Source organism: Halorubrum sp. 48-1-W, assembly GCF_003287355.1.
In the GTDB taxonomy this organism is placed as follows: Archaea; Halobacteriota; Halobacteria; order Halobacteriales; family Haloferacaceae; genus Halorubrum.
In genome coordinates this window covers 14,168-34,586 of the sequence record NZ_QMIM01000019.1, presented here as the reverse complement: position 1 = coordinate 34,586, position 20,419 = coordinate 14,168, and the positions used below count along the sequence as shown (strand labels likewise).

19 protein-coding genes are annotated in these 20,419 nt (G+C 69.9%); 8 read left to right on the top strand and 11 right to left on the bottom strand.

Annotated elements, in window-relative coordinates; all coding sequences use genetic code 11:
* Positions 1–24 precede the first annotated feature (24 nt).
* The 3 genes from DQW50_RS09875 (at position 25) to DQW50_RS09865 (ending at position 3,895) form a co-directional block, all read left to right on the top strand.
* Positions 25–1,350, top strand: coding sequence for a 5'-deoxyadenosine deaminase (locus DQW50_RS09875; RefSeq protein WP_112079115.1), 1,326 nt, complete (start codon positions 25–27; stop codon positions 1,348–1,350).
* 197 nt (positions 1,351–1,547) lie between these two features.
* Positions 1,548–2,624 (top strand): DUF4382 domain-containing protein, encoded by a 1,077-nt coding sequence (locus DQW50_RS09870; RefSeq protein ID WP_112079114.1) that lies wholly within the window; start codon positions 1,548–1,550, stop codon positions 2,622–2,624.
* Positions 2,625–2,911: 287 nt separating this feature from the next.
* Complete coding sequence (locus tag DQW50_RS09865; protein ID WP_394338584.1) at positions 2,912–3,895, top strand: bile acid:sodium symporter family protein; 984 nt, start codon at positions 2,912–2,914, stop codon at positions 3,893–3,895.
* 409 nt (positions 3,896–4,304) lie between these two features.
* Here the strand turns inward: DQW50_RS09865 and DQW50_RS09855 are convergent, their stop codons facing one another.
* The 4 genes from DQW50_RS09855 to DQW50_RS09840 all read right to left on the bottom strand — a co-directional run bounded on the left by DQW50_RS09855 (position 4,305) and on the right by DQW50_RS09840 (position 7,717).
* The gene (locus DQW50_RS09855; RefSeq protein ID WP_112079112.1) at positions 4,305–4,703 is read right to left on the bottom strand and encodes a hypothetical protein; all 399 of its coding nucleotides are present in this window, start codon (positions 4,701–4,703) and stop codon (positions 4,305–4,307) included.
* Between the two features lie 179 nt (positions 4,704–4,882).
* Entirely contained in the window at positions 4,883–5,698 is an 816-nt protein-coding gene (locus tag DQW50_RS09850; protein WP_112079111.1) for a uroporphyrinogen-III synthase, read from the bottom strand.
* Complete coding sequence (gene cobA, locus DQW50_RS09845; protein WP_241964389.1) at positions 5,695–6,561, bottom strand: uroporphyrinogen-III C-methyltransferase; 867 nt, start codon at positions 6,559–6,561, stop codon at positions 5,695–5,697. Before cobA ends, DQW50_RS09850 begins: the two co-directional genes overlap by 4 nt.
* Complete coding sequence (locus DQW50_RS09840; RefSeq protein ID WP_112079110.1) at positions 6,554–7,717, bottom strand: hydroxymethylbilane synthase; 1,164 nt, start codon at positions 7,715–7,717, stop codon at positions 6,554–6,556. The genes cobA and DQW50_RS09840 overlap by 8 nt, the downstream gene beginning before the upstream one ends.
* A gap of 846 nt (positions 7,718–8,563) precedes the next feature.
* On the opposite strand from DQW50_RS09840, the gene DQW50_RS09835 reads away from it, so the two are divergent.
* Positions 8,564–8,842: a hypothetical protein gene (locus tag DQW50_RS09835; protein ID WP_112079109.1), complete on the top strand. Its 279-nt coding sequence runs from the start codon at positions 8,564–8,566 to the stop codon at positions 8,840–8,842.
* A gap of 86 nt (positions 8,843–8,928) precedes the next feature.
* On the opposite strand, the gene DQW50_RS09830 is transcribed toward DQW50_RS09835, so the two are convergent.
* The 4 genes from DQW50_RS09830 to DQW50_RS09815 are packed head-to-tail and all read right to left on the bottom strand — an operon-like array spanning position 8,929 to position 13,456.
* Complete coding sequence (locus DQW50_RS09830) at positions 8,929–9,186, bottom strand: hypothetical protein (protein ID WP_112079108.1); 258 nt, start codon at positions 9,184–9,186, stop codon at positions 8,929–8,931.
* Between the two features lie 23 nt (positions 9,187–9,209).
* Positions 9,210–10,385 carry an ABC transporter ATP-binding protein gene (locus DQW50_RS09825; protein ID WP_112079107.1) on the bottom strand — a complete coding sequence of 392 codons (1,176 nt, stop codon included), beginning with the start codon at positions 10,383–10,385 and terminating at the stop codon, positions 9,210–9,212.
* The gene (locus DQW50_RS09820; protein WP_112079106.1) at positions 10,375–12,210 is read right to left on the bottom strand and encodes an iron ABC transporter permease; all 1,836 of its coding nucleotides are present in this window, start codon (positions 12,208–12,210) and stop codon (positions 10,375–10,377) included. Before DQW50_RS09820 ends, DQW50_RS09825 begins: the two co-directional genes overlap by 11 nt.
* A gap of 10 nt (positions 12,211–12,220) precedes the next feature.
* Complete coding sequence (locus DQW50_RS09815) at positions 12,221–13,456, bottom strand: thiamine ABC transporter substrate binding subunit (RefSeq protein WP_112079105.1); 1,236 nt, start codon at positions 13,454–13,456, stop codon at positions 12,221–12,223.
* A 328-nt stretch (positions 13,457–13,784) separates the two neighbouring features.
* Between DQW50_RS09815 and DQW50_RS09810 the strand changes: the two genes are divergently transcribed.
* From DQW50_RS09810 to DQW50_RS09800, 3 genes are all read left to right on the top strand, one after another.
* On the top strand, positions 13,785–14,339 hold the full coding sequence (locus DQW50_RS09810; protein WP_112079104.1) for a fasciclin domain-containing protein: 555 nt from the start codon (positions 13,785–13,787) through the stop codon (positions 14,337–14,339).
* A 341-nt stretch (positions 14,340–14,680) separates the two neighbouring features.
* Positions 14,681–14,956, top strand: coding sequence for a winged helix-turn-helix domain-containing protein (locus tag DQW50_RS09805; protein ID WP_112079103.1), 276 nt, complete (start codon positions 14,681–14,683; stop codon positions 14,954–14,956).
* 55 nt (positions 14,957–15,011) lie between these two features.
* Positions 15,012–15,293 carry a hypothetical protein gene (locus DQW50_RS09800; RefSeq protein ID WP_112079102.1) on the top strand — a complete coding sequence of 94 codons (282 nt, stop codon included), beginning with the start codon at positions 15,012–15,014 and terminating at the stop codon, positions 15,291–15,293.
* Positions 15,294–15,374: 81 nt separating this feature from the next.
* Here the strand turns inward: DQW50_RS09800 and DQW50_RS09795 are convergent, their stop codons facing one another.
* Both DQW50_RS09795 and cysS read right to left on the bottom strand, forming a co-directional pair.
* Entirely contained in the window at positions 15,375–16,280 is a 906-nt protein-coding gene (locus DQW50_RS09795) for a DMT family transporter (RefSeq protein WP_112079101.1), read from the bottom strand.
* Positions 16,281–16,549: 269 nt separating this feature from the next.
* Positions 16,550–18,025 carry a cysteine--tRNA ligase gene (gene cysS / locus DQW50_RS09790; RefSeq protein WP_112079100.1) on the bottom strand — a complete coding sequence of 492 codons (1,476 nt, stop codon included), beginning with the start codon at positions 18,023–18,025 and terminating at the stop codon, positions 16,550–16,552.
* 145 nt (positions 18,026–18,170) lie between these two features.
* Between cysS and DQW50_RS09785 the strand changes: the two genes are divergently transcribed.
* The gene (locus DQW50_RS09785; protein WP_112079099.1) at positions 18,171–19,070 is read left to right on the top strand and encodes an alpha/beta fold hydrolase; all 900 of its coding nucleotides are present in this window, start codon (positions 18,171–18,173) and stop codon (positions 19,068–19,070) included.
* A 55-nt stretch (positions 19,071–19,125) separates the two neighbouring features.
* Here DQW50_RS09785 and ilvA read toward each other — a convergent pair whose 3' ends face one another.
* Positions 19,126–20,379 (bottom strand): threonine ammonia-lyase, encoded by a 1,254-nt coding sequence (gene ilvA / locus DQW50_RS09780; protein WP_112079098.1) that lies wholly within the window; start codon positions 20,377–20,379, stop codon positions 19,126–19,128.
* Positions 20,380–20,419 lie beyond the last annotated feature (40 nt).

Below are 20,419 nucleotides of genomic sequence, written 5' to 3'. Positions count from 1 at the left end.
CGCACGCGCCAGAGACGGACGGATATGCTGCTAACCGGAACCGTCGTCGCCGACGCCGGGACCGTCATCGACGACGGGGCGGTCGTCGTCGAGGACGACGAGATCGCCGCGGTGGGCGAGGCGGAGCGCCTCCGTGAGACGTACTCCGACCACGAACGACGGCGTTTCGACATCGTCGCGCCCGGACTGGTCGGCGGTCACATCCACTCCGTCCAGTCGCTCGGGCGGGGGATCGCCGACGACGCGGCGCTGCTCGACTGGCTCTTCGAGGCCGTGTTGCCGATGGAGGCCGCGATGGACGCCGAGGCGACGCGGGCGGCCGCCGAGCTCGGCTACCTCGAGTGTCTCGAGTCCGGAACGACGACCGTCGTCGACCACCTCTCGGTGAACCACGCGGGCGAGGCGTTCGAGGCGGCGATCGAGACGGGGATCCGCGGGCGGCTCGGCAAGGTGTTGATGGACGAGGCGTCGCCGGACGGCCTGCTCGAGGACACCGACGAGGCCCTCGCCGAGAGCGAGGCGCTGATCGAGGCGTACCACGGCGCTGCCGGTGGTCGGGTGCGGTACGCGGTCACGCCGCGGTTCGCCGTCACCTGCAGCGAGGCGTGCCTGCGCGGCTGTCGCGACCTCGCGGACCGGTACGACGGCGTGACGATCCACACCCACGCCAGCGAGAACGAGGACGAGATAGAGCGGGTCGAAGCCGAGACCGGGAAACGAAACGTCCACTGGCTCGACGAGGTCGGGCTCACCGGCCCGGACGTGACGCTCGCACACTGCGTCCACACCGACGAACGCGAGCGGAAGGTCCTCGCGGAGACGGACACCGTCGTCACCCACTGTCCCTCCTCGAACATGAAACTCGCCTCGGGGGTGGCCCCGGTACACGACTACCTCGACCGCGGGATCACGGTCGCGCTCGGCAACGACGGGCCGCCGTGTAACAACACCCTCGACCCGTTCACGGAGATGCGGCAGGCGAGCCTCCTCGGGAAGGTGGACGCCCGCGACCCGACCCGCCTACCGGCCGAGACGGTCCTCGAGATGGCGACGGCGAACGGCGCGCGCGCAGGGGGCTTCGACCGGATCGGCCGGCTCACGCCGGGGTACGCCGCCGACGTGATCGGGATCACGACCGAGCGGACGCGGGCGACGCCGGTCCACGACCCGATATCGCACCTCGTGTACGCCGCCCACGGCGACGACGTGGTCTTCACGATGGTCGACGGCGAGGTCCGGTACGACGACGGCGCACACGTCGGGATCGACGCTGCGGCGGTCCGTGCTCGCGCAGTCCGGCAGGCGGAGCGGGTCGTCGCCGAGGCGGGGATCGACGCGCCGGGATCGTGACCCTCGGACGCGGAACCCGCCGGAACCGGAACCTGCCGGAACCGGAACCCGCCGGAACCGGAACCCGCCGGAACCCGTCGGACCGGGCGCCGATCCGAACACGCACCCCGAAGCCGCCACAAACCGGGTTGATCCGCGCAAACTCGGAGTGAGTATCTTCGGAGTATATCCGGTCGGGTTCCCTTCGATGAGCTACCATGACGGACCGATCGCGGACGACAGGCGACGACCGCACGCATGACACGCCAGGTGACGGGGTCGGGCGACGTGAGTTCGTCGCGCTCGGCGCGGGTGCGAGTGCGACGATGCTGGCGGGCTGTGCCGGCGACGGGGGCTCCACCTCGTCCGACGGCTCCGACGGGTCGGACGACGGCTCCGACGACGCCGACGGTTCCGGCGGATCGGAGACGCTCACCGGCACCTTCCGGCTCCTCATCAGCGACGCGCCGGCGGATATCGAGGACTTCGACAGCCTCGACGTCACCCTCGACGAGGCCCGGCTGTTCGAATCACAGGACGGGGAGGACGAGGAGGACGACAGCGACGACGAAACGGCGGACGAGGAGGACGATGACGACGGCGAGGACGACGGCGAAGGCGACGAAGGCGACGAAGACGACAGCGACGACGACGAAGCCGACAGCGACGACGACAGCGACGACGACGAAGACGACAGCGACGATGACGACGAAAACGGCGACTCCGATCGTGGCTTTACCGTCGTCGAGCTCGACGGCGCGACCGTCGACCTCACGCAGGTGATCGAAGAGGACGCGATCGCGGTGTTCGACGGCGAGATCCCGGCCGGAAGCTACGAGAAGGTCGAACTCTCCGTCACCGACGTCGAGGGGATCGTCGACGGCGAGCAAGTCGACGTGAAGCTCCCGAGCGAGAAGCTCCAGATCACGAACGGCTTCGAGGTCACGACCGACGAGCCCGTCAGCTTCGTCTTCGACATCAACGTCGTGAAGCGTGGGCCGAACAACGGCTACATCCTCCGACCCGTGATCTCCGGGAGCGGAGTCGCAGGACGGGACGTCGAAGTCAACGAGATCGACGACGAAGACGACGGCGGAAAAGACGGAGAAGACGACGACGAGGACGACGACGACGGAGGAGACGACGACGGAGGAGACGACGACGAGGACGACGACGACGAGGACGACGACGACGGAGAAGACGACGACACAGAGGAGTCGGGATCGGAACCGGCGGACGACGAGGACGGTCCCGAGACCGGCGGAAACGAAACGCAAAACGGGACCGACGACTGACGCGTGATCGGGGGCCGAGTCGAGGAGCCGGACGCGAGCATCGACCGGCCCGACCGGCCCGACCGACCCGACCCAAATCGATCCGACCGAACTGACCCGACCGACCCGAATCGATCCGACCGAACTGACCCGACCGACCCGAACCGATCCGACCGAACTGACCCGACCGACTCGAACCGGTCGCGTCCCCGCAGAGATCCGGACGGAACTCCCGGAATCGATGGGTTCAAAAATCGGATCCCACGAACGTCCAGTATGAGCCGCAAACGGAGGGATAATTCGTGAGTATCGGAACCGGCGGGATCCGGCGGGCGAGCCGGATCGCGAGCAAGTACTTCGTCGTCTGGGTGCTCGTCGCCTCGGCGCTGGCGCTGTACTCGCCGGGGACGTTCACCCCGATCGCGCCGTACATCACGCCGCTCCTCGGGGTCATCATGCTCGGGATGGGGCTCACGCTCGAGCCGGTCGACTTCAAGCGGCTGGTCGAGCGCCCCCGCGACGTGGCGATCGGCGCGGTCGCCCAGTGGCTCGTGATGCCGCTCGCGGCGTGGGCGCTCGTGGTCGCGTTCGACCTGCCGGACGCGCTCGCCGTCGGGTTGATCCTCGTCGGGGCCGCCCCCGGCGGCACCGCCTCGAACGTGATGACGTACCTCGGGAAGGGGGACGTGGCGCTCTCGGTGGCGATCACGACGGTGACGACGCTCGCCGCGCCGGTCGTCATGCCCGCGTGGGTCGTGTTCATCCTCGGGGAGAGCCTCGAGGTGACGTTCATGGAGATGTTCGTCAGCATCGTCCAGATCGTGATCGTCCCGGTCGTGCTCGGGTTCGCGATCCGGTACGCCCTCGACCGGACGGCACCGCGCGTGGCCGAGGTCGGCCTCGACGTGTTCCCGGCGGTGAGCGTCGCGGCCATCGTCGCCATCGTCGCCGCCGTCGTCGGCCTCAACGTCGAGAACATCCTGACCGCGGCGGCGTTGGCGTTCGCGGCGGTCGTCGTCCACAACGGCATCGGGCTCGGCTCGGGGTACGGCATCGGGAAGCTGACCGGGATGTCGGAGGACCGTACCCGCGCCTGCGCGTTCGAGGTGGGCCTCCAGAACAGCGGGCTCGCCGTCGCGCTCGCGACGTCCTTCTTCAGTGCGGAGGCCGCGCTCATCCCGGCGCTGTTCTCGGTCTGGCACAACGTCTCCGGGCCGGCGCTGGCGAGCTACTTCTCGGCGAACCCGCCCGCCGACGGCTCCACAGGAGCGAAGCCGTCGGCGGCGGACTGAGGCGGGTCGACCGCAGTCGGCGGAACGACGTTCAGTATCTTTCAAGGCGGAGCCCCCGGGCTCAAGGAGCGAGAGCTTCCGATACGTCGGAAGCGCGAAGCGAGTAGGCCGGGGAGGAAGCCGACATGATGGGAAACGAACACCGATGCTGTCACTGAGAGACTTGCCACCCGATACACTTTTTCCGGGCGCCGCCATACCGATGAACAGTGGTACCGTCGCACACGTCGCCGGTATCACGGGCCGCAGTAGCCCGGCCCCCGAATGGTGTGGACACCGACCCCGAAGGTCGTTCGGTACGGGCGAGGAACGACCTTCCTCCCCAGCGACAACTGACGGCGAGTCCCACATCAAAGCCCCACCCTCAACGAGCGAATCCGTCAGGGTGAGCGAAGTAGAGTGGGGTCGGTTACACGAGCGACCCGTGCGTCGCCGACGCGGAGTCGCGCTTTGCCCACCCGAGCGCCGTCGCTTCGTCGTTGAACGGCACGATCTCGACCCCGCCGACGTCGAGCGTCCGCTCGAGGTACCGGCGTTTCGGCCGCTCCGCGACGACCGCGAAACGGGTCACGCCGTGTTCGAGCGCGACCGCGACCGACCGGCGGAGCGTCCGCCGACCGGCGTCCGAACAGGGTCGGTCGGTTCGAACGACGACCACGACGGCCTCGATCCGGGGCGTGACGACGAGCGAGCGCCAGCGATCGAGCAGCGCCTCGCCGGCAACGGGGCTGATGCCCGTTCCGTGCGGGAACTCCACGACGAGAACCCCCTCGTCGATCCGCGTCGACCACCGCTCGCCCGGATCCATGCGAACGGGTGACGTACCAGGGGGCATAAGCGCTCGCGTCCGAATATCGAGAGAGATAATTGGCGGGGACGGACCTGCGGATCCGGACGCGTCCACACCGAAGGACGGAAAACCGACGGGCGTGGGTTCGGTCGGCGGTTCTCACGCACCGGGATCGGTGGACGGTCGGTTCGCCCACCCTACTCGTCGCCGCTGGGAGCGCGGACCTCCTCGTCCGCGTCCGCTCCGCACTCCGCTGCCGAACCGTCGTCCGCGCGGTCGCGGGCGATCTCCACGACCCGCTCGGCGAGGGCCGCGAAATCCGCCGTATCGGGGACCACGTCGACGTCGATCCCTAGACCCCTCGCGGTTTCGGCGGTCGGCGGACCGATCGCGCCGACGACGGCGTCGTTCGCCCCGGCGAGCGCCGCTGCCCGGACCCCCCGATCGTCGGCGGCCGCGAGGAAGTGCTCGACGGTGAGCGAGGAGGTGAACGCGAGCGCGTCGAGCTCGCCCGCAGTCGCGCGCGCGACCGACCTCCCCGCGTTCTCCGGCCGGGTCAGCCGGTAGAGGACCGTCTCGGTCACGGTCGCGCCGGCGTCACGGAGCCCCTCGAGGAGCACGTCGCTCCCGTGGTCCGAGCGCGCGACCTCGACGCACACGCCGTCGACCCGGTCGCGAAGCGTCGCCACGAGCCCCGCGGAGGTGTACTCCTCGGGGACGAGATCGACCGCCCAGCCGGCCTCGCGGGCCGCGGCCGCCGTCGACGGGCCGATGGCGACGAGCGTCACGTCGCCCGGGTCCCACCCGGACTCGGCGGCGAGTTCGACGCCCGTCTTGCTCGTGAACACCACGACTACAGCGTCGTCTCCCGGGGCCGTTCCCGTCGGTTCGACGGCGAGCATCGGGTCCGGCACGGGGCGTGCGCCCAGCGAGGCGAGCAGGTCGACCGCCTCATCGATCCGCTCGTCGTTCGGGCGAAAGACGGCGACGCGTGGACCGGCGTCGTCGCTCACGCGTTGTCACCCCGGGACGCCGTACCCTCGCGTTCCGGTCCGCCCTCGGTGGGCATCGTTTCGGGGCCGGCCTCCGCGTTCGTCAGGAACCCGACGACGCGCTCGCGGGTCGCCGCCACGTCCCCGATCACCGTGATCGCGGGCGGCTCGATGCCGGCATCGTCGCGGACGTCGACGATCGTCTCCAGGGTGCCAGTCGCGACCCGCATGTCGGGCCACGTGGCGCGCTCGACGAGCGCGACCGGCGTGTCCGGGTCCATCCCGGCGTCGCGGAGCTCTGCGGTGTACGCCGGCAACTTGCCGACGCCCATCAGGACGACTACCGTCCCGCCGGTCGCCGCGAGCGCGTCCCAGTCGACGGCCGACTCCGCCTTGGTCGGGTCCTCGTGGCCGGTGACGAACGACACCGAGGAGGCGTGGTCGCGGTGGGTGACGGGGATCCCGGCGACCGCCGGGCCGGCGATCGCCGAGGTGACGCCGGGGACGACCTCGAAGGGGACCCCCGCGTCCGCGAGGTGTTCGGCCTCCTCGCCGCCGCGCCCGAAGACGAACGGGTCGCCGCCCTTGAGCCGGACGACCGACTTACCCTCGCGCGCGAGTTCGACCATGCGGCGGTTCGTGTACTCCTGGGGGGTCCACTCGCCGCCCGCGCGCTTGCCGACGTCCTCGCGTTTCGCCTCGGGGATCCGCCCGAGGATCTCCGGGCCGGGCAGCTTGTCGTGGAGCACGACGTCCGCCCCGTCGATCAGGCGGGCTGCCTTCACCGTGAGCAGGTCCGGGTCGCCAGGACCGGAGCCGACGAGGTACACCGTGCCGACGTCGTCGCGGTCGGTCGCGACCGAGTCCGACCCGTCCTCAGACATCGGCGTCGACCTCCTCGCGGGCGTCGGCTATCAGCTCCGCCGCGCCGCGGTCGGCGAGGTCGGCCGCGAACGACGCCGCGGTGGTGGCGTGCGACCGGATCGGGAGGTCGCGCGTCCCGCTCACCTCGTCGGTGCCGTCCGTCGAGAGCACCCGGGCCCGGACGTGGACGTGCTCGCCCTGAACGAGCGCCGAGACGCCGATGGGCGCGATACAGCCGCCGTTGAGCTCGGCGAGGACCGTCCGCTCGACGGTCGTAGCGACCCGCGTTCGGGGGTGGTCGACCGCCGACCGCACCGCCTCGACGACTTCGTCGTCCACAGCGGTCACGGCGATGGCCCCCTGCCCGGCCGCGGGGACGAACTCCTCGCGGGCGAGCCGCGTGGTCCCGACCTCGTGGAACAGCTTCGACCGCCGGAGCCCCGCCTCGGCGAGCACGAGCGCGTCGTACTCGTCCTCCACCCTCCGCTCCATCGCCGAGCGTTCGAGGTCCGACAGCGAGTCGAACCACTCCTCGACGCTACGCTCGAACGTCTCGTCGCTCTCGGCTACCACGTCGCCCTCACCTTCCGCCGCGGTCGCCGCGCGCGCCTCGCCGGAGGCGGTCAGCCGGCGTTCGTGTTCCGCCTGGAGGCCGGGCGCGAGCAGTTTCTCGATCCGGGTGTCGACGTTGCCGCGGATCGGCTCGACGACGAGGTCCGGGCGTACAGCCTTGATCTGGGCGGTTCGCCGGAGCGACCCGGTCCCAACGACGGCCCCGGACTGGAGGTCCGCGAGCGGCTTGCCTTCGGGGTGGACGAGGAGGTCGCCGGAGGCACCTCGTTCGGGGACACCGGCGACGACGAGGTCGTCGGGCGAAGCCCGACTGCCGGAGGCGTGGAGCGCCTCGCTGTCGTCACTGCTCTCCGTGGGGACGTCCTTCATCGAGTGGACGGCGAGGTCGGCGTCGCCGGCGAGCACCTCCTCGTCGAGCGCGCGGACGAACGCCCCGGTCCGGCCGAGCCGGTGGATCAGCTCGTCCGGGATCTGGTCGCCGCGGGTCTCCACGCGGCGGATATCGACCTCGCGCTGCCGGGTCGCGAGCGCGTCCCGGACGATCTCGGCCTGCCGGAGGGCCAGGTCCGATCCGCGGGTGGCGAGGATGAGGGTCTCGGTCATGTCTGAACGCAAGCCCCCCGCGTTCAAAAGCGCACCAGTTCGCCTCCACCTTTTTCTCGTCGGGTTCCCTCGCTCACTCCGTTCGCTGTGGGAACCGCTCCTCGAAAAACCTGGAGCGAAAAAGCCGACGGCTCGGCGTTCGCCTCGCCGTCGGTGAACCGCTCACTTCGTTCGCGGATGCTCAGTACAGGTGAGCACGCTATCGATCCGGTGCGGTGGCGTCGCCGGCGCTTCGCGCCGGCTGCCAGAGGGACCTTCGGTCCCTCGCTGGACGTCGCGAACGAAGTGAGCGACGAGGCTGGGGAGGCGTGAGGTGCGGTTGCGGTACGGTCGGGTGGGACTCAAAGGGGCAGTCGCGAGGAGGCCGTAGGCGACACAAGCACCGCAACGAGGGAGCGATAGCGACCGAGTGAGGAGCGCAGCGAGCGTACGGCCTCCTCGCGGCTGGGGCTTTGGAGGTGTTTACCGTGTCGGCAACTGCGTATCGCCGAACAGCTGGGGCGTTGGACGTCTTCACCCCGCCAGAAACGATCCCCTTCTGCTCACCCCGACCCCCATCGAAACAACCGTACTACTAGCAAACGTGTTCTTCAGATTAATTCGAGTAGAAAAGAACGAATATAATACGTTGTGAAGTGTTCCATGACACCCTCTCGATCACCGGCATCAGAACATGATCGATCAGTATATACCTGTTTTGTTATATGTAGATCCGGGGCACCATGGTATACCTTACATGGCTTATTTCTGCGTTTCAGCGCGTCTATTAGAATGATACATGATAGCATTTATCAAAACATATTTGAAATATGAAAGTTTATCCCCGTCGAGAGCTAAGGGGGAGACATGACGGAGACAGACCGAACACCGACCCGACGCACAGACCTTCGAAGCGACCCGCCGTCGGTCGCCAGCTCGATCGGCACGATCCTCGCGACCCTCCTGCTCGTGACGGGCGCGCTCGTCGCCGTGGAATACCCCGCCGCCATGCTCGCCCTGATCGCGGGGGCGGTCGTCGTCCTCGCAGGCGTTCGCGCCCTCGCCGACTTCGCCGTGCTCGAGAGCGCGTCGCGGCCGTTCGGCCGGATCGTCCGGTACGGCCCGCGCCGGCGCTACCGCTTCTAACGACGTTTCGACCTGCTTTCGACGTTTTTTCCGATCGCTTCGCTTTCCAGCGACGCGTCTGCGTCACCGGACGCGACGCGTGCCGCCTATCCCCAGTGCCAGAAGGAGTTCCCGTCCTCGTCGACCGCCTCGGTCCGCTCGCGGAGGTCAGCGACGTCGCCGGCGGTCGGCTCGGTGTCCTCGGGCAGCGACTCCATACACTCGAAACAGAGGAAGAACTCGGAGCCGTCGGCGAGTTCGAGGGTCATCCCCTGGGTCGACTCGAACGCGAAGTTCCAGAGGTCGCCGATCCCGCCGGCGATCCTGACGGACCGCTCACAGACGTCACACGGCTCCGAGGCCATGCTCGGCTTTGGACCCCGGCCGGTTAAGACGTGTCGGCCGTGGAGGCGACACTGATCACGTGCGCGTTCGCGGGGTCGAACCCCACGGCGACGGTGCCACGGAGCGGGTCCTCGGTCCGCACGACGAGCTCGCGGTCGCCCCACCCGAGGTGGACCCGCGTCGTCTCCCCGAGGAACTCCGCGCTCTCGACGTCGGCCCGGAACCCGTTGTCGCCCCGTCCCACCCGGAGGTGTTGCGGGCGGACGCAGAAGGTGATCCGGTCACCGGGAGCCGGAACCCCGTTCACGGCGTCGTCGCGACCGCCGACCGCGACGTGGAGGGTCGTACCGCCGACGTCGACGGGGACGGTTCCGGGTCCGCCCCGGTTCCCGTCGCCGCCCGTCGTCCCGTTCCGCCCTCCCTGTCCGTCGCCGTCTCCACTCTCACCCCCCGCGACGACCCCCTCGAAGACGTTGTTGTCGCCGACGAACTCGGCGACGAACCGCGAGGCCGGCCGGCGGTACACCGTCCGCGGCGGCGCGACCTGTTCCGGCGTCCCGTCCCGCATCACCGCGACGCGGTCGGAGACGGAGAGCGCCTCCTCCTGGTCGTGGGTGACGTAGACGGTGGTGATCCCGAGCTCCCGCTGGATCCCCCGCACCTGAAGGCGGAGGCGCTCGCGCAGGCGCGCGTCGAGCGCGCTCATCGGCTCGTCGAGGAGCAGGAGGTCGGGGCCGGGCGCGAGCGCCCGCGCCATCGCGACGCGCTGTCGCTGCCCGCCGGAGAGGCTCTCCGGGTCACGGTCGGCGGTCCCCGGGAGGTCGACGAGGTCCAGCAGCTCGCGGACGCGCTCCGCGGGGCTCACGCCGCCGGGCGGGTCCGAAAACCGTAGCCCGTAGCCCACGTTCTCGCCGACGGTCATGTGGGGGAACAGCGCGTAGTTCTGGAACACCACGCCCACGTTCCGCCCCTCCGGCGGCACGCCCGAGACGTCGCGGCCGTCGAAGCGGACCGTGCCCGCCGTCGGCTCCTCGAAGCCCGCGATCAGCCGGAGCGTCGTCGTCTTCCCGCAACCGGAGGGGCCCACCAGGGTGAAGAACTCGCCCTCCCGGATCCGCAGATCCACGCCTTCGACGGCGACCGCGCCGTCGTAGCGTTTGCTCACGCCCTCGAGTTCGACGGCGACGGGGGCACTCGCGTCGTCCCGCTCAGATCCCATCGTACTCACCCCCGAGCCGCTCGATCACGACGAAGCTCAGCCCGGTCACGACGAGGAGGACGACGCCCATCGCGGTCGCGGGTCCGAGCCGCCGCCCGATGAACCGTTCGATCGCGACCGGCATCGTGTACGCGTCCGCGCCGGTCGCGAGCACCACCGTCGCCGTGAACTCGCCCATCGAGATGGCGACGGCGAACGCCGCGCCCGCGACGACCCCCGGCCAGACCAGGGGGAGTTCGACGTCCCGGAGGACGCGGGCGCGCGACGCCCCGAGCGCGCGCGCCGACTCGATCAGCGACCGGTCGAGCGACTCCAGCCCGGGGGCGACGGTGCGGACGACGAACGGGTAGCCCGCCACGGCGTGGGCAGCGACGATCGCCGCCGAGCCGGCCACCGCGATCCGCCATCCGGCGACCTCGACACCGAAGACGAGCCCGCGGAGCAACCCGAGCCCGACGAGGATCCCCGACACCGCGAAGGGGGCCATCGCGACCGCGTCGACGAGCTTCCGGCCGCGGTACCGGCGCGTGGTCACGACCGCGACGACGACCCCCATCGGGAGCGCGACCAGCGCCGACGCCGCCGCGAAGACGAGCGAGTTGCGGACGGCGGGCCACGGCCGCACCTGGAACGCCGCACCCGTGCGCTGGCGGTCAAGGAGGAACCGGTAGTGGTCGAGCGTGAGCGCCCCGTCGCCGCCGGTGACGCTCGCGAGGACCATGGAGACGATGGGCGCGAGGAAGACCAGCGCCGCGACGCCCCCGTAGACGCCGAGTCCGAGACGGGTGAGGACGTCTCCCGGCGTCGGCGCGGACGGGACGAGCGGTCGCCGCGGGAGCGGCCGCACGCCCCGCGAGGTCACCGTGTGTCTCGCCTCGTACCGGAGGTACGCGCCGAGCACCGTCAGCGAGATGACGAGTTCGACGACCGCGAGCGCCGCCGCCTCCGCGTAGTTCAGGTCGCGCGCGAGGCGATAGACGAACACCTCGACCGTCGCCAGTTCGAACCCGCCGAGCGCCAACACGATGGGGAACGTCCCGAAGGTGAAGACGAACGTCAGCGCCGCCCCCATCAGCACCGCGGGGTACACCTGGGGCGCGACCACGTCGAGGAACGCGCGGAGCGGTCCCGCGCCGAGGCTCCGGGCGGTCTCGACCGCGCCGGCGTCGACGGACTCCCAGGCTGCCGTCGTCACCCGCGCGACGAGCGGCGCGTTGTAGAAGGCGTGGGCGATCACGATCGCCTCCAGCGTGAACATGAGCTCCACGGGACCGAGCCCGACCGCGCCGAGGAGGACGTTCAGGGTCCCGTTGCGGCCGAAGGTGGCGACGTACCCCACCGCGACCATGATCGACGGGAGCACGAACGGGACGATGGTGAGGGACCGCAACGTCCGCCGGCCGGGGAACTCGAAGCGCGCGAGCAGGTAGGCAGCCGGGAGGCCGAGCGCGACGCTCGCGACCGTCGAGAGGGCCGCCTGATAGGCCGTGAACCCGACGATCCCGAGCCGGCGGTCGGGGCCGACGAGCGCCCGCGCGACCGCGATCGGCCCCTCGCCCGCGAACAGCCGGGCGAACTCGCCGAAGTAGAACGGGTCCCGCAACAGCCTCGCGAAGACGCCGAGCGTGACCGCGCCGTCGACGACGACCGACTCGACGAGGACGGTCCCGATCGGGTAGTAAAAGACGACGGCCAACACCGCGACGGTCGCGGCCGTCAGGCCGGCCAGCGCGCGTCGCTCGAGGCGGTCGCGGAGCCGGGCGGGCCGGTCCCGCCGGTGATCGGGGGCGTCCGGCGCGTCGCGGCCCCGCGGTCCGTCGCTCACGGGTCCGGGCTCAGTTGCCCGCGAACTGTCGTTCCCACTCGGAGGTCCATCCGTCGAGCGACCCTTGGAGCTGGTCGTACGTGAACGTGACCGGTTCGGCGGGCTCCTGGGCCAACTCGGCGTAGTCGTCGGGCAGTTCTGCGGTGTCGGTCGCCGGGAACGCCACGTTGCGCTGGGCGATCTCCCCCTGAACGTCGGGTTCGAGCATGAACGACATGAACTCCCGCGCGAGCTCGGGCTCGTCGGCGTCGGCGAAGACGGCCATCCCCTCCGGGGTCGCGTAGGCCTGGTCGTTCAGGAAGCGTATCTGATGTTCCTCGAGGTCCTCCCCCTCCATGTCCGCGAACACCTGGTCCGTGGAGTAGGAGACGACGATGGGCGCTTCCCCCTCCGACCAGGAGGTGTAGGCGTCGTCCCACGACCCGAGCACGCGGACGTCGTTGTCCTGGAGATCCGCCCAGTAGTCGAGGTAGTCGTAGTCGGCGTCACCGTCGCCGCCCTCGACCGACCCGTCCGCGCCGTCGCCGAACCGGGCGACCGTGTGTAACATGAACGCCCGGCCGGTCGAGGAGCTGCCGGGGTCCTGGGCGATCAGGTCGCCGCGGTGCTCCTCCTCGAGCAGGCCCTCGAACGTCTCGGGAGCCTCGGTCTCGGTGCCGTCGTACACGAGGCTGACGTAGCCGGTGTCGAACGGGACCGCCCGCTCGAAGGGGTCGAACCGGAGCCCGTCGCGGACCGCGTCGCTCCCCTCGACGTCGCCGGCCGGGACGAAGAGGTCGTCGTCGACCTCCTCGTCGACCCGGACCAGGTCCTCGGCGGTGAGCCCCACGTAGAGGTCGGCGTCGATCGACGCGCCCGAGGCCGCGCGCTCGACGTAGTAGTTCACCTCGTTGTCGGGGGTCGCCCACTCCAACTCGGCGTCGACGCGCGACTCGAACTCCTCTTTCAGCCACTCGCCTGGACTCACGGAGGGGGCGTCGATGAACGCGCCGTAGGTCGCGACCGTCAGCGTCGGCGTCTCGCTTTCGCCGTCGTCGCCTTCGCCGTTATCGCCTCCACCGTCGTCACCCCCGCCGTCGTCGCCTCCGCCGTCATCGCCTCCGCCGTCGTCGCCGTCGCCGTCCCCCGTGCGCTCCGCGCTACAGCCGGCGAGCCCCGCCACGCCCGCCGCACTGCCGAGCGCGAGGAACCGCCGCCGCGTGTGTCGGCCCGTCGATCGGTCCATGTCGGCCTCGTCGGTATCCATTACTTGGTTGTTGTACTCGGTGGTTAGATAAGGGATCCGTGTCGCGGGCGGAATGGGATCCGTGTCGCGAGCGGAATGAGATCCGGGCGGGAGGCGGTCCGGACTCGCGACGCCTCGACCCTCCGGACCGGTATACGGAACGGACGGAACCTGATCGACGTGGGGTAGCGAGCCCCGCGGAGCGATCGTGGGCCGCCGGAACGGGGATCCACGACGAGGATCCCCGGCAATATCTGCGAACACGTGGGGCTCTTTGTGGCGAAAATTGGGTTGCTTTCACCAAATAAGTAAATACATACTGAAACGTTCTCGGTTGTGGGTGTATCCCATGGATATCGACAGACGGAGGGCGTTCAAGAGTCTCGGTGTGGGAACGGTGGCGTTGCTCGGCGGGGTCGGCACGGGGGCAGCCGAGCCGCCGAGCGAGGGGAACACGATCGTCGACGTGGCCGCCACGGCCGACGGCTTCGACGTACTCGTCGCCGCGGTGGGGGAGGCGGGTCTCGTCGACGCGCTGAGCGGCAACCGCCAGCTGACCGTGTTCGCCCCGACCGACGAGGCGTTCAACGAGGCCGGCATCACGGTCGACGGCGTGGACGAGGTCGACGACGAGTTCCTCGTCGACGTGCTCACGTACCACGTCGTCCCTGGTCGGCGGAAGGCGGACTCCGTCGTCGACGCGGACGGTGTCCCGACCCTGAACGGCACGCGTATCGACGTGGACGGCACCACGCTCAACGACGGGCAGGCCGAGATCGTTGCCACGGACATCGAGGCCTCGAACGGCGTCGTCCACGTCATCGACGGCGTACTGCTCCCGGAGAGACTCCCGGCGTTTACGCCGGGAGTGAATCCGACAAGCCTTCCACAGACCACGTTCTGACGCTGATGGGGATATTTATTTGGCGTCACATCGTACCATAACAGACACCGAGACGGTTTCACCGCCCACCCAACTGCGCAATATCGGGACTCCGAGATCCAGAACGTTCGAGACACCCTCTCGAACCGCTGTGGTGTCTCGGTCAAGATAACTCCGAGTCCCCCTGTCGGGCGAGAGGAGTAACGGCGGTGTGGCCCCGCCATCGGCTCGTCACGCCGACGAGTCGTCAACCAGCAAATATCCCAACCCAGCGGTGCGGTGCCGTGGGAAGCCTCGCCGTTTACGGCGAGGAGGAGGTCACCCACGTGGTTTATCTGTTCAACTCACGATAGGTACTCCCGATGGAGCCGGTGCTCTGGCAGGTGTTAGCGGGAACGCGAGGGGGTCCGAACCGGGCCCGCCTGCTTCGGGCGCTCGACGAACGACCGCGAAACGCCAACCAGCTCGCCGAGGACCTCGACCTCGCGTACAAGACCGTCAGACACCACCTCGACGTGCTCGAGGAGAACGACGTGGTCGAGAGCACCGGACAGGACTACGGCGCCGTCTATCTCCCGACCGAACGCGCCCGGAACCACTGGGAGACCGTCGAGGACATCATCGATCAGGTGGAGTGAGCATGACCCGAATCTGGAACGCAGTGACCGACGGAGAGATCGGAGGGAACGCGAAATGACCCTGGTACTCGACGTGGCGCGAGTCGCCGCCGCGGTCAACGTACTGCTGTTGGTCGTCCTCGTCGGCATCTGGGGGCGCAACTACCTCGAGATCCGCTCGAAACACACTCTCGGATCGGTGGTGTTCGCCCTCTTCCTCCTGGCCGAGAACGCGCTGGCGCTGTTCTACTACCTCGACCCGCCGGCGATGTCGCCGCCGGCCGTCCGGGCGATGATGTACCTCCAGATCCTCGAGTTCGTCGGGATCGCGTTCCTCGTCTACGTCACCGTTGACTGACCGCCGGAAACGGTCGGCTAGCGGGTGCTCGAGCCCCGTCTCCCACCCCGCCGTGTTCACCTCGAGAGCGTGCCGTCGTGTTCACCCCGAGAGCGTGACGAGGGTCGCGCCGACCACGACGACGGCCGACCCCACGACTAACAGCCACGTGACCCGTTCGAGACGTCGCGGGAGGAACACGACGGACAGCGCGATGACGATCAGGGGTGCGGTGTGGGTGATCGGGATCGCGATCACTACCGGGGCGGACGCGATCGCTCCGAAGTACGCGAGCAGTCCGGCCGTGCTCGCCACGCCGGCGCCGACGTACCACCCCGTGTGCGGATCGCCGAACACCGACGGAACGGGACGCCCGTTCAGGCTCCGATAGCCGGCGTAACCGACGAACGCCGTGACCATCATCACGGTGAGTCCGACGAGCACCGGCGTGCCGGTGTCGAGTCCGACCCTGACGAGGATCGGTTCGATCCCGACGAACACCGCGGCGCCCATCGGAAACAGGAGCGACGTACCCGCGTCCCGCAACGAGTCGTGAGACGGGTCGGTCGAGGCGGTCACCCACGAGATGGTGGCGACGCCGGCGACGATACAGACGATCCCGGCGAGGTGCGGTAGCGTGAGCGTTTCGTCGAACAGCCACACCGCCAGCACGGCGGCGACGAGCGTCGAGGCCGACACGATCGGGGTCGTCCGGCTCGCACCGATCCGCTCTATCCCCGCGAACATACAGACCCGTCCGAGGACGAGGCCCACGACTCCCGCCGTGGCGAACGACCCGAGCGCGACCCACGAGAGCCCGTACTCCGGATAGTGGAGGAGCACGGCCGGCGGTCCGACACACACGAGGTTGACGGCCATCACGACGACGACCGCGTCGCCCGTGTCACCCGTCGTCGTGCCGATCCGGATACACAGGTTCTGTACCGCCAGGAGGACGGCGGCCGCGACCGCCAGTGTGATCCCGACGAGCGGGACGAGTCCGGTCATGCTCGTTCTTCGGGCTCTTTCGCGTTACGACACCGGCCTCTCGGCATCGTTCCGTGATCGAACGTTCGAAAGGACCGCTTCGTGGTTCCTGGTTCCCATGCCACGCTCGAGCACACGTGATGAAATAAAACCCTGACGACATGTGGTTCCATATAACATGCAACACGATCGTGGTCGCTCCCGATCCGTCGATCCCCCGACGATACCCGGAGGGACGACCACGGAGCGCTCGCGAGCCGTCTCGGTAGCGTCCCGCTACCCCGCCGCGGTCACTCGAACCGGTACGTCGTCCCGTCCGGCCCGTCCTCGATCTCGACGCCGACCTCGCCCAGCGCGTCCCGCAGTTCGTCGGCGCGCTCGTAGTTGCCGGCCTCGCGCTCGGCCTCGCGGACGTCTAAGACCAGCTCGACCACGTCGCCGGCGAGGTCGACGTCGCCGCCGGTCGGAGCGTCGAACTGGAGGCCCAACACGTCGCCGCCGAGCGTCTCGAACGCCTCGACGGCCTCGCGGAGCCCGCGGTAGTCGTACGGCGGCTCCGCGTCGACGTGGCGGTTCACGGCGTCGGTGAGCGCCAGGAGCGCCGCGGTCGCCTCCCGGAGGTTGAGGTCGTCGTTCATCGCCGTCTCGAACCCCTCGCGGGCCGACGCGACCGCCGCTCGCAGGTCCTCGTCGACCGTCTTCGATCGGGCGTCGACCGAATCGAGCGCGTCAATCGCCCGCTCGTGAGCGCGCGCGAGCCGCTCGAAGCGTTCCTCGGCCTCCGCGATCGCCTCCTCCGTGAGCGCCTGCTCGGAGCGGTAGGCGGCCCCGGCGTAGAACGTCCGGACGGTGTTGACGCCGAGTTGCTCGAGGGCGTCGGGGACGGTCCAGAAGTTGCCGACGGAGGAGGACATCTTCTCGCCTTCCATCTCCAGCAGACCGACGTGGAGCCAGTGACGGACGAACTCCTCGCCGGTCGCCGCCGACGACTGGGCGATCTCGTTCTCGTGGTGCGGGAAGACCAGGTCGCGACCGCCCATGTGAATGTCGAGCGTGTCGCCGAGGTGCGTCGTCGACATCGCCGAACACTCCACGTGCCAGCCAGGTCGCCCCTCGCCCCACGGCGACGCCCACGTCTCGCCGGGCGGCGTGGCGTCCCCGTGGTCGTGTTTGGCGTGCTCGCGGGCGGCCGTCTCGCTCACGCCGCCGGCCTTCCAGAGCGCGAAGTCCGCGGGGTGACGCTTCTCCGACCGCTCGTCCGGCTCACCCTGCGCCTCGAGCTCCTCGACGTCCTGGTTCGAGAGCCTCCCGTAGTCGTCGAACGTCGTGACGTCGAAGTAGACGGAGCCGTTCGACTCGTAGGCGTACCCCTTCTCGACCAGCGTCGAGACGATGTCGACGATCTCCGGGACGTGCTCGGTGACGCGGGGGTACACCTCCGCGCGGAGCAGATTCAGCCCGCGCATCGACTCGAAGGTGCGCGCGGTGAACGCCTCGGCCACGTCGCGCTCCTCGTTCCATTCGTCGCGTTCGCCCACGCGGGCCGTGATCTTCTCGTTGACGTCGGTGACGTTCTCGACGTGGCGCACGTCGTAGCCGAGGTACTCGAGCCACCGGTGGAGGACGTCGGCGTGGAACCACAGCCGAGCGTGCCCGAGGTGGGGGTCGTCCGACACCGTCAGCCCACAGACGTACAGCGTGACGTCGCCGTCGGCCGTGAACTCGACGCGCTCGTCTTCCAGGGTGTCGGTAACGACGAGACTCATTACGCGCCGGTACCCGCGGGGAGGCTTTGAAATCGTCGGATCGTCCCCGGAGCCGGGCGCTCGAACGGGATCGCTCCGGAGGCTACAACGGGAGTCTGACCCATCCGACGCGTTATATCCCCGGGATCGAAACGGGGATCCACCGATGGACCAGCACGCGACGCCCGCCGCCGACGCCGACGCGGCTTCCCGAGCCGACGCCGACGGGGACGCGACCCGCCGAGCCGCCGCCGTCGACCTCCCCGACGGCCGCGACCTCGACTATTCCGTCCGCGGCCCGTCGGACGGCTTCCCCGTCGTCCTCCACCACGGCACGCCCGGCTCCCGGCTGTTCGCGGCCCTGCTCGCGGACGCCGCCGTCGAGGCGGGTGTCCGGCTGATCACCCCGGACCGGCCCGGATACGGGCGCTCCTCGCCGCCACCGGACGGCTGGGACTGGCACGGCTGGCGAGAGGACCTCACCGCGGTGCTCGACGCGGAGTCGATCGATCGGGCCGGAGTGTGCGGGTTCTCGGGAGGCGGCCCGTTCGCGATCGCGGCCGCCGAGAGCGACCGGACGACCCGGCTGGCACTCCTGAGCACGATCGTGCCGCCGAGCGACGCCGGGCTCGCCGGGCCCGCGCGGGTCCCCTACGCGATCCGCCTGCTGTTCCCCCTCTTCGGCGTCTTCGCGTCGGTGTCGGGGCCTGACGCGGTCGTCGGTCAGTACACCGACCGGTCGGTGTCGCCGGCGGTCGCCCGGGCGGTGGCCGCGGACTTCCACGAGGCGCTGGGGAGCGGCGATGCCCGCGACGGCGTCTCCCTCGGCGACGCGAGCGCGGTCGAACGCGAGAGCCGGTCGTTCGCGACCGAGTCGGTCGATCCCGGCCGGCTCGACCGCCCGGTCCGCGCGTGGCACGGCACCCGCGACGACAACGCCCCGATCGCGCCGGTCGAGGAGTTCGTGGACGACTGTGGAGGAACGCTGACGACCACCGACGCCGACCACCTCGGGACGCTTCTCGACCACGGCGCCGACGCGCTCCGGTGGCTCACTGCCGAGTAGGGCGGCGAGGCGCTCCGGTGGCTCACTGCCGAGTAGGGCGGCGAGGCGGCCTCGCTCACCGATCGGCGTCGACGTCGGTCCGCGAGGTGACCCCGTACCCCGCCCCGCGGACCGCCTCGACGACGCGTTCCATGTGGGCCGGGCCGTTCGTCTCCACCTCGAAGACGAGGTCGGCGTCGCCGACCGGGAGGTCCGGGCGGCTGCGCTCGTGGCGGACCGTCCGGATGTTCGCGCGCTCCCCGCCGATCAGCGTCGCGATCTCGCCCATCTTCCCGGGCGTGTCGTCGATGCGGACGGTGAGCTCGACCAGCTGGTGGCGCTCGACCAGCGCGTGGGCCAACACCTCCTGCAGCGACGTGATGTCGATGTTGCCGCCACAGAGTAGCGGCACGACGGTCTCGCCGGACAGCTCGAGCTCCTCGACGATCCGGTCGTCGAGCAGGGCGGCCGCGGCGGTCGCGCCCGCCCCCTCGACCATCTGTTTGGCGCGCTCCAAGAGGAGGAGGATCGCGGCGGCCACGTCGTCGTCGCTGACGACGACCACGCTATCGAGGTGTGTCTCGAGGAGTCCGAAGGTGAGGTCGCTCAGCCCGCCGGTGGCGATCCCGTCGGCGATCGTGTCGGGCTCCTCGCGCGTGACTAGCTCGCCCGCTGCAAGGCTCTCCGAGAGCGTCGAGGCCCCCTCGGTCTGGACGCCGACCACCCGGGCGTCGGGCGCGCGGGCCTTCACCGCGGTCGCGACCCCGCCCGCGAGCCCGCCGCCGCCGACGGGGACGAGCACGCTGTCGACGTCGGGGGCCTGCTCGAGCACCTCCAGCCCGATGGTCCCCTGGCCGGCGACGACGTCGGGGTCGTCGAAGGCGTGGACGAACCGCGTCGCCGGGTCGTCGACGAGGGTCCGCGCGTACGCCATCGCCTCGGCGAAGACGGCTCCCTCGAGGACCACGTCCGCGCCGTACGATCGGGTGGCCTCGATCTTCGCCCCCGGGGCCGACTCCGGCATCACGACCGTCGAGTCGAGGCCGGCGGCGGTCGCCGCGAGCGCGACGCCCTGCGCGTGGTTGCCCGCGCTCGCGGCGACGACCCGCTCGACCGACGGCTCCGACTCCACGAGCCGGGAGATCGCGTTGTACGCGCCGCGGGGCTTGAACGAGCCGGTGCGCTGGAGGTGTTCCATCTTCAGCAGTACCTCCGCGCCGCACCGCTCGGAGAGCGACCGGCTCCGCTGGACGGGGGTTCGCTGGACGATGTCGGCGTCGGCGAACCGCGCCGCCGCGGCCTCCACGTCGTCGACCGTGACTCGGGACATGGGCGGCCGGTTCACGCCCGGACGCGAAAAGGACTCGGTT

Excerpts from the sequence above, each read along its gene's own strand:
- DQW50_RS09805 (WP_112079103.1), top strand. The coding sequence starts at position 14,681 with ATGGAGCCGGTGCTCTGGCAGGTGTTAGCGGGAACGCGAGGGGGTCCG.
- DQW50_RS09810 (WP_112079104.1), top strand. The coding sequence starts at position 13,785 with ATGGATATCGACAGACGGAGGGCGTTCAAGAGTCTCGGTGTGGGAACG.
- ilvA (WP_112079098.1), bottom strand. The coding sequence starts at position 20,379 with ATGTCCCGAGTCACGGTCGACGACGTGGAGGCCGCGGCGGCGCGGTTC.
- cysS (WP_112079100.1), bottom strand. The coding sequence starts at position 18,025 with ATGAGTCTCGTCGTTACCGACACCCTGGAAGACGAGCGCGTCGAGTTC.
- DQW50_RS09875 (WP_112079115.1), top strand. The coding sequence starts at position 25 with ATGCTGCTAACCGGAACCGTCGTCGCCGACGCCGGGACCGTCATCGAC.
- DQW50_RS09815 (WP_112079105.1), bottom strand. The coding sequence starts at position 13,456 with ATGGATACCGACGAGGCCGACATGGACCGATCGACGGGCCGACACACG.
- DQW50_RS09785 (WP_112079099.1), top strand. The coding sequence starts at position 18,171 with ATGGACCAGCACGCGACGCCCGCCGCCGACGCCGACGCGGCTTCCCGA.
- DQW50_RS09870 (WP_112079114.1), top strand. The coding sequence starts at position 1,548 with ATGACGGACCGATCGCGGACGACAGGCGACGACCGCACGCATGACACG.
- DQW50_RS09795 (WP_112079101.1), bottom strand. The coding sequence starts at position 16,280 with ATGACCGGACTCGTCCCGCTCGTCGGGATCACACTGGCGGTCGCGGCC.
- DQW50_RS09840 (WP_112079110.1), bottom strand. The coding sequence starts at position 7,717 with ATGACCGAGACCCTCATCCTCGCCACCCGCGGATCGGACCTGGCCCTC.
- DQW50_RS09855 (WP_112079112.1), bottom strand. The coding sequence starts at position 4,703 with ATGGATCCGGGCGAGCGGTGGTCGACGCGGATCGACGAGGGGGTTCTC.
- DQW50_RS09835 (WP_112079109.1), top strand. The coding sequence starts at position 8,564 with ATGACGGAGACAGACCGAACACCGACCCGACGCACAGACCTTCGAAGC.
- cobA (WP_241964389.1), bottom strand. The coding sequence starts at position 6,561 with ATGTCTGAGGACGGGTCGGACTCGGTCGCGACCGACCGCGACGACGTC.
- DQW50_RS09825 (WP_112079107.1), bottom strand. The coding sequence starts at position 10,385 with ATGGGATCTGAGCGGGACGACGCGAGTGCCCCCGTCGCCGTCGAACTC.
- DQW50_RS09830 (WP_112079108.1), bottom strand. The coding sequence starts at position 9,186 with ATGGCCTCGGAGCCGTGTGACGTCTGTGAGCGGTCCGTCAGGATCGCC.
- DQW50_RS09800 (WP_112079102.1), top strand. The coding sequence starts at position 15,012 with ATGACCCTGGTACTCGACGTGGCGCGAGTCGCCGCCGCGGTCAACGTA.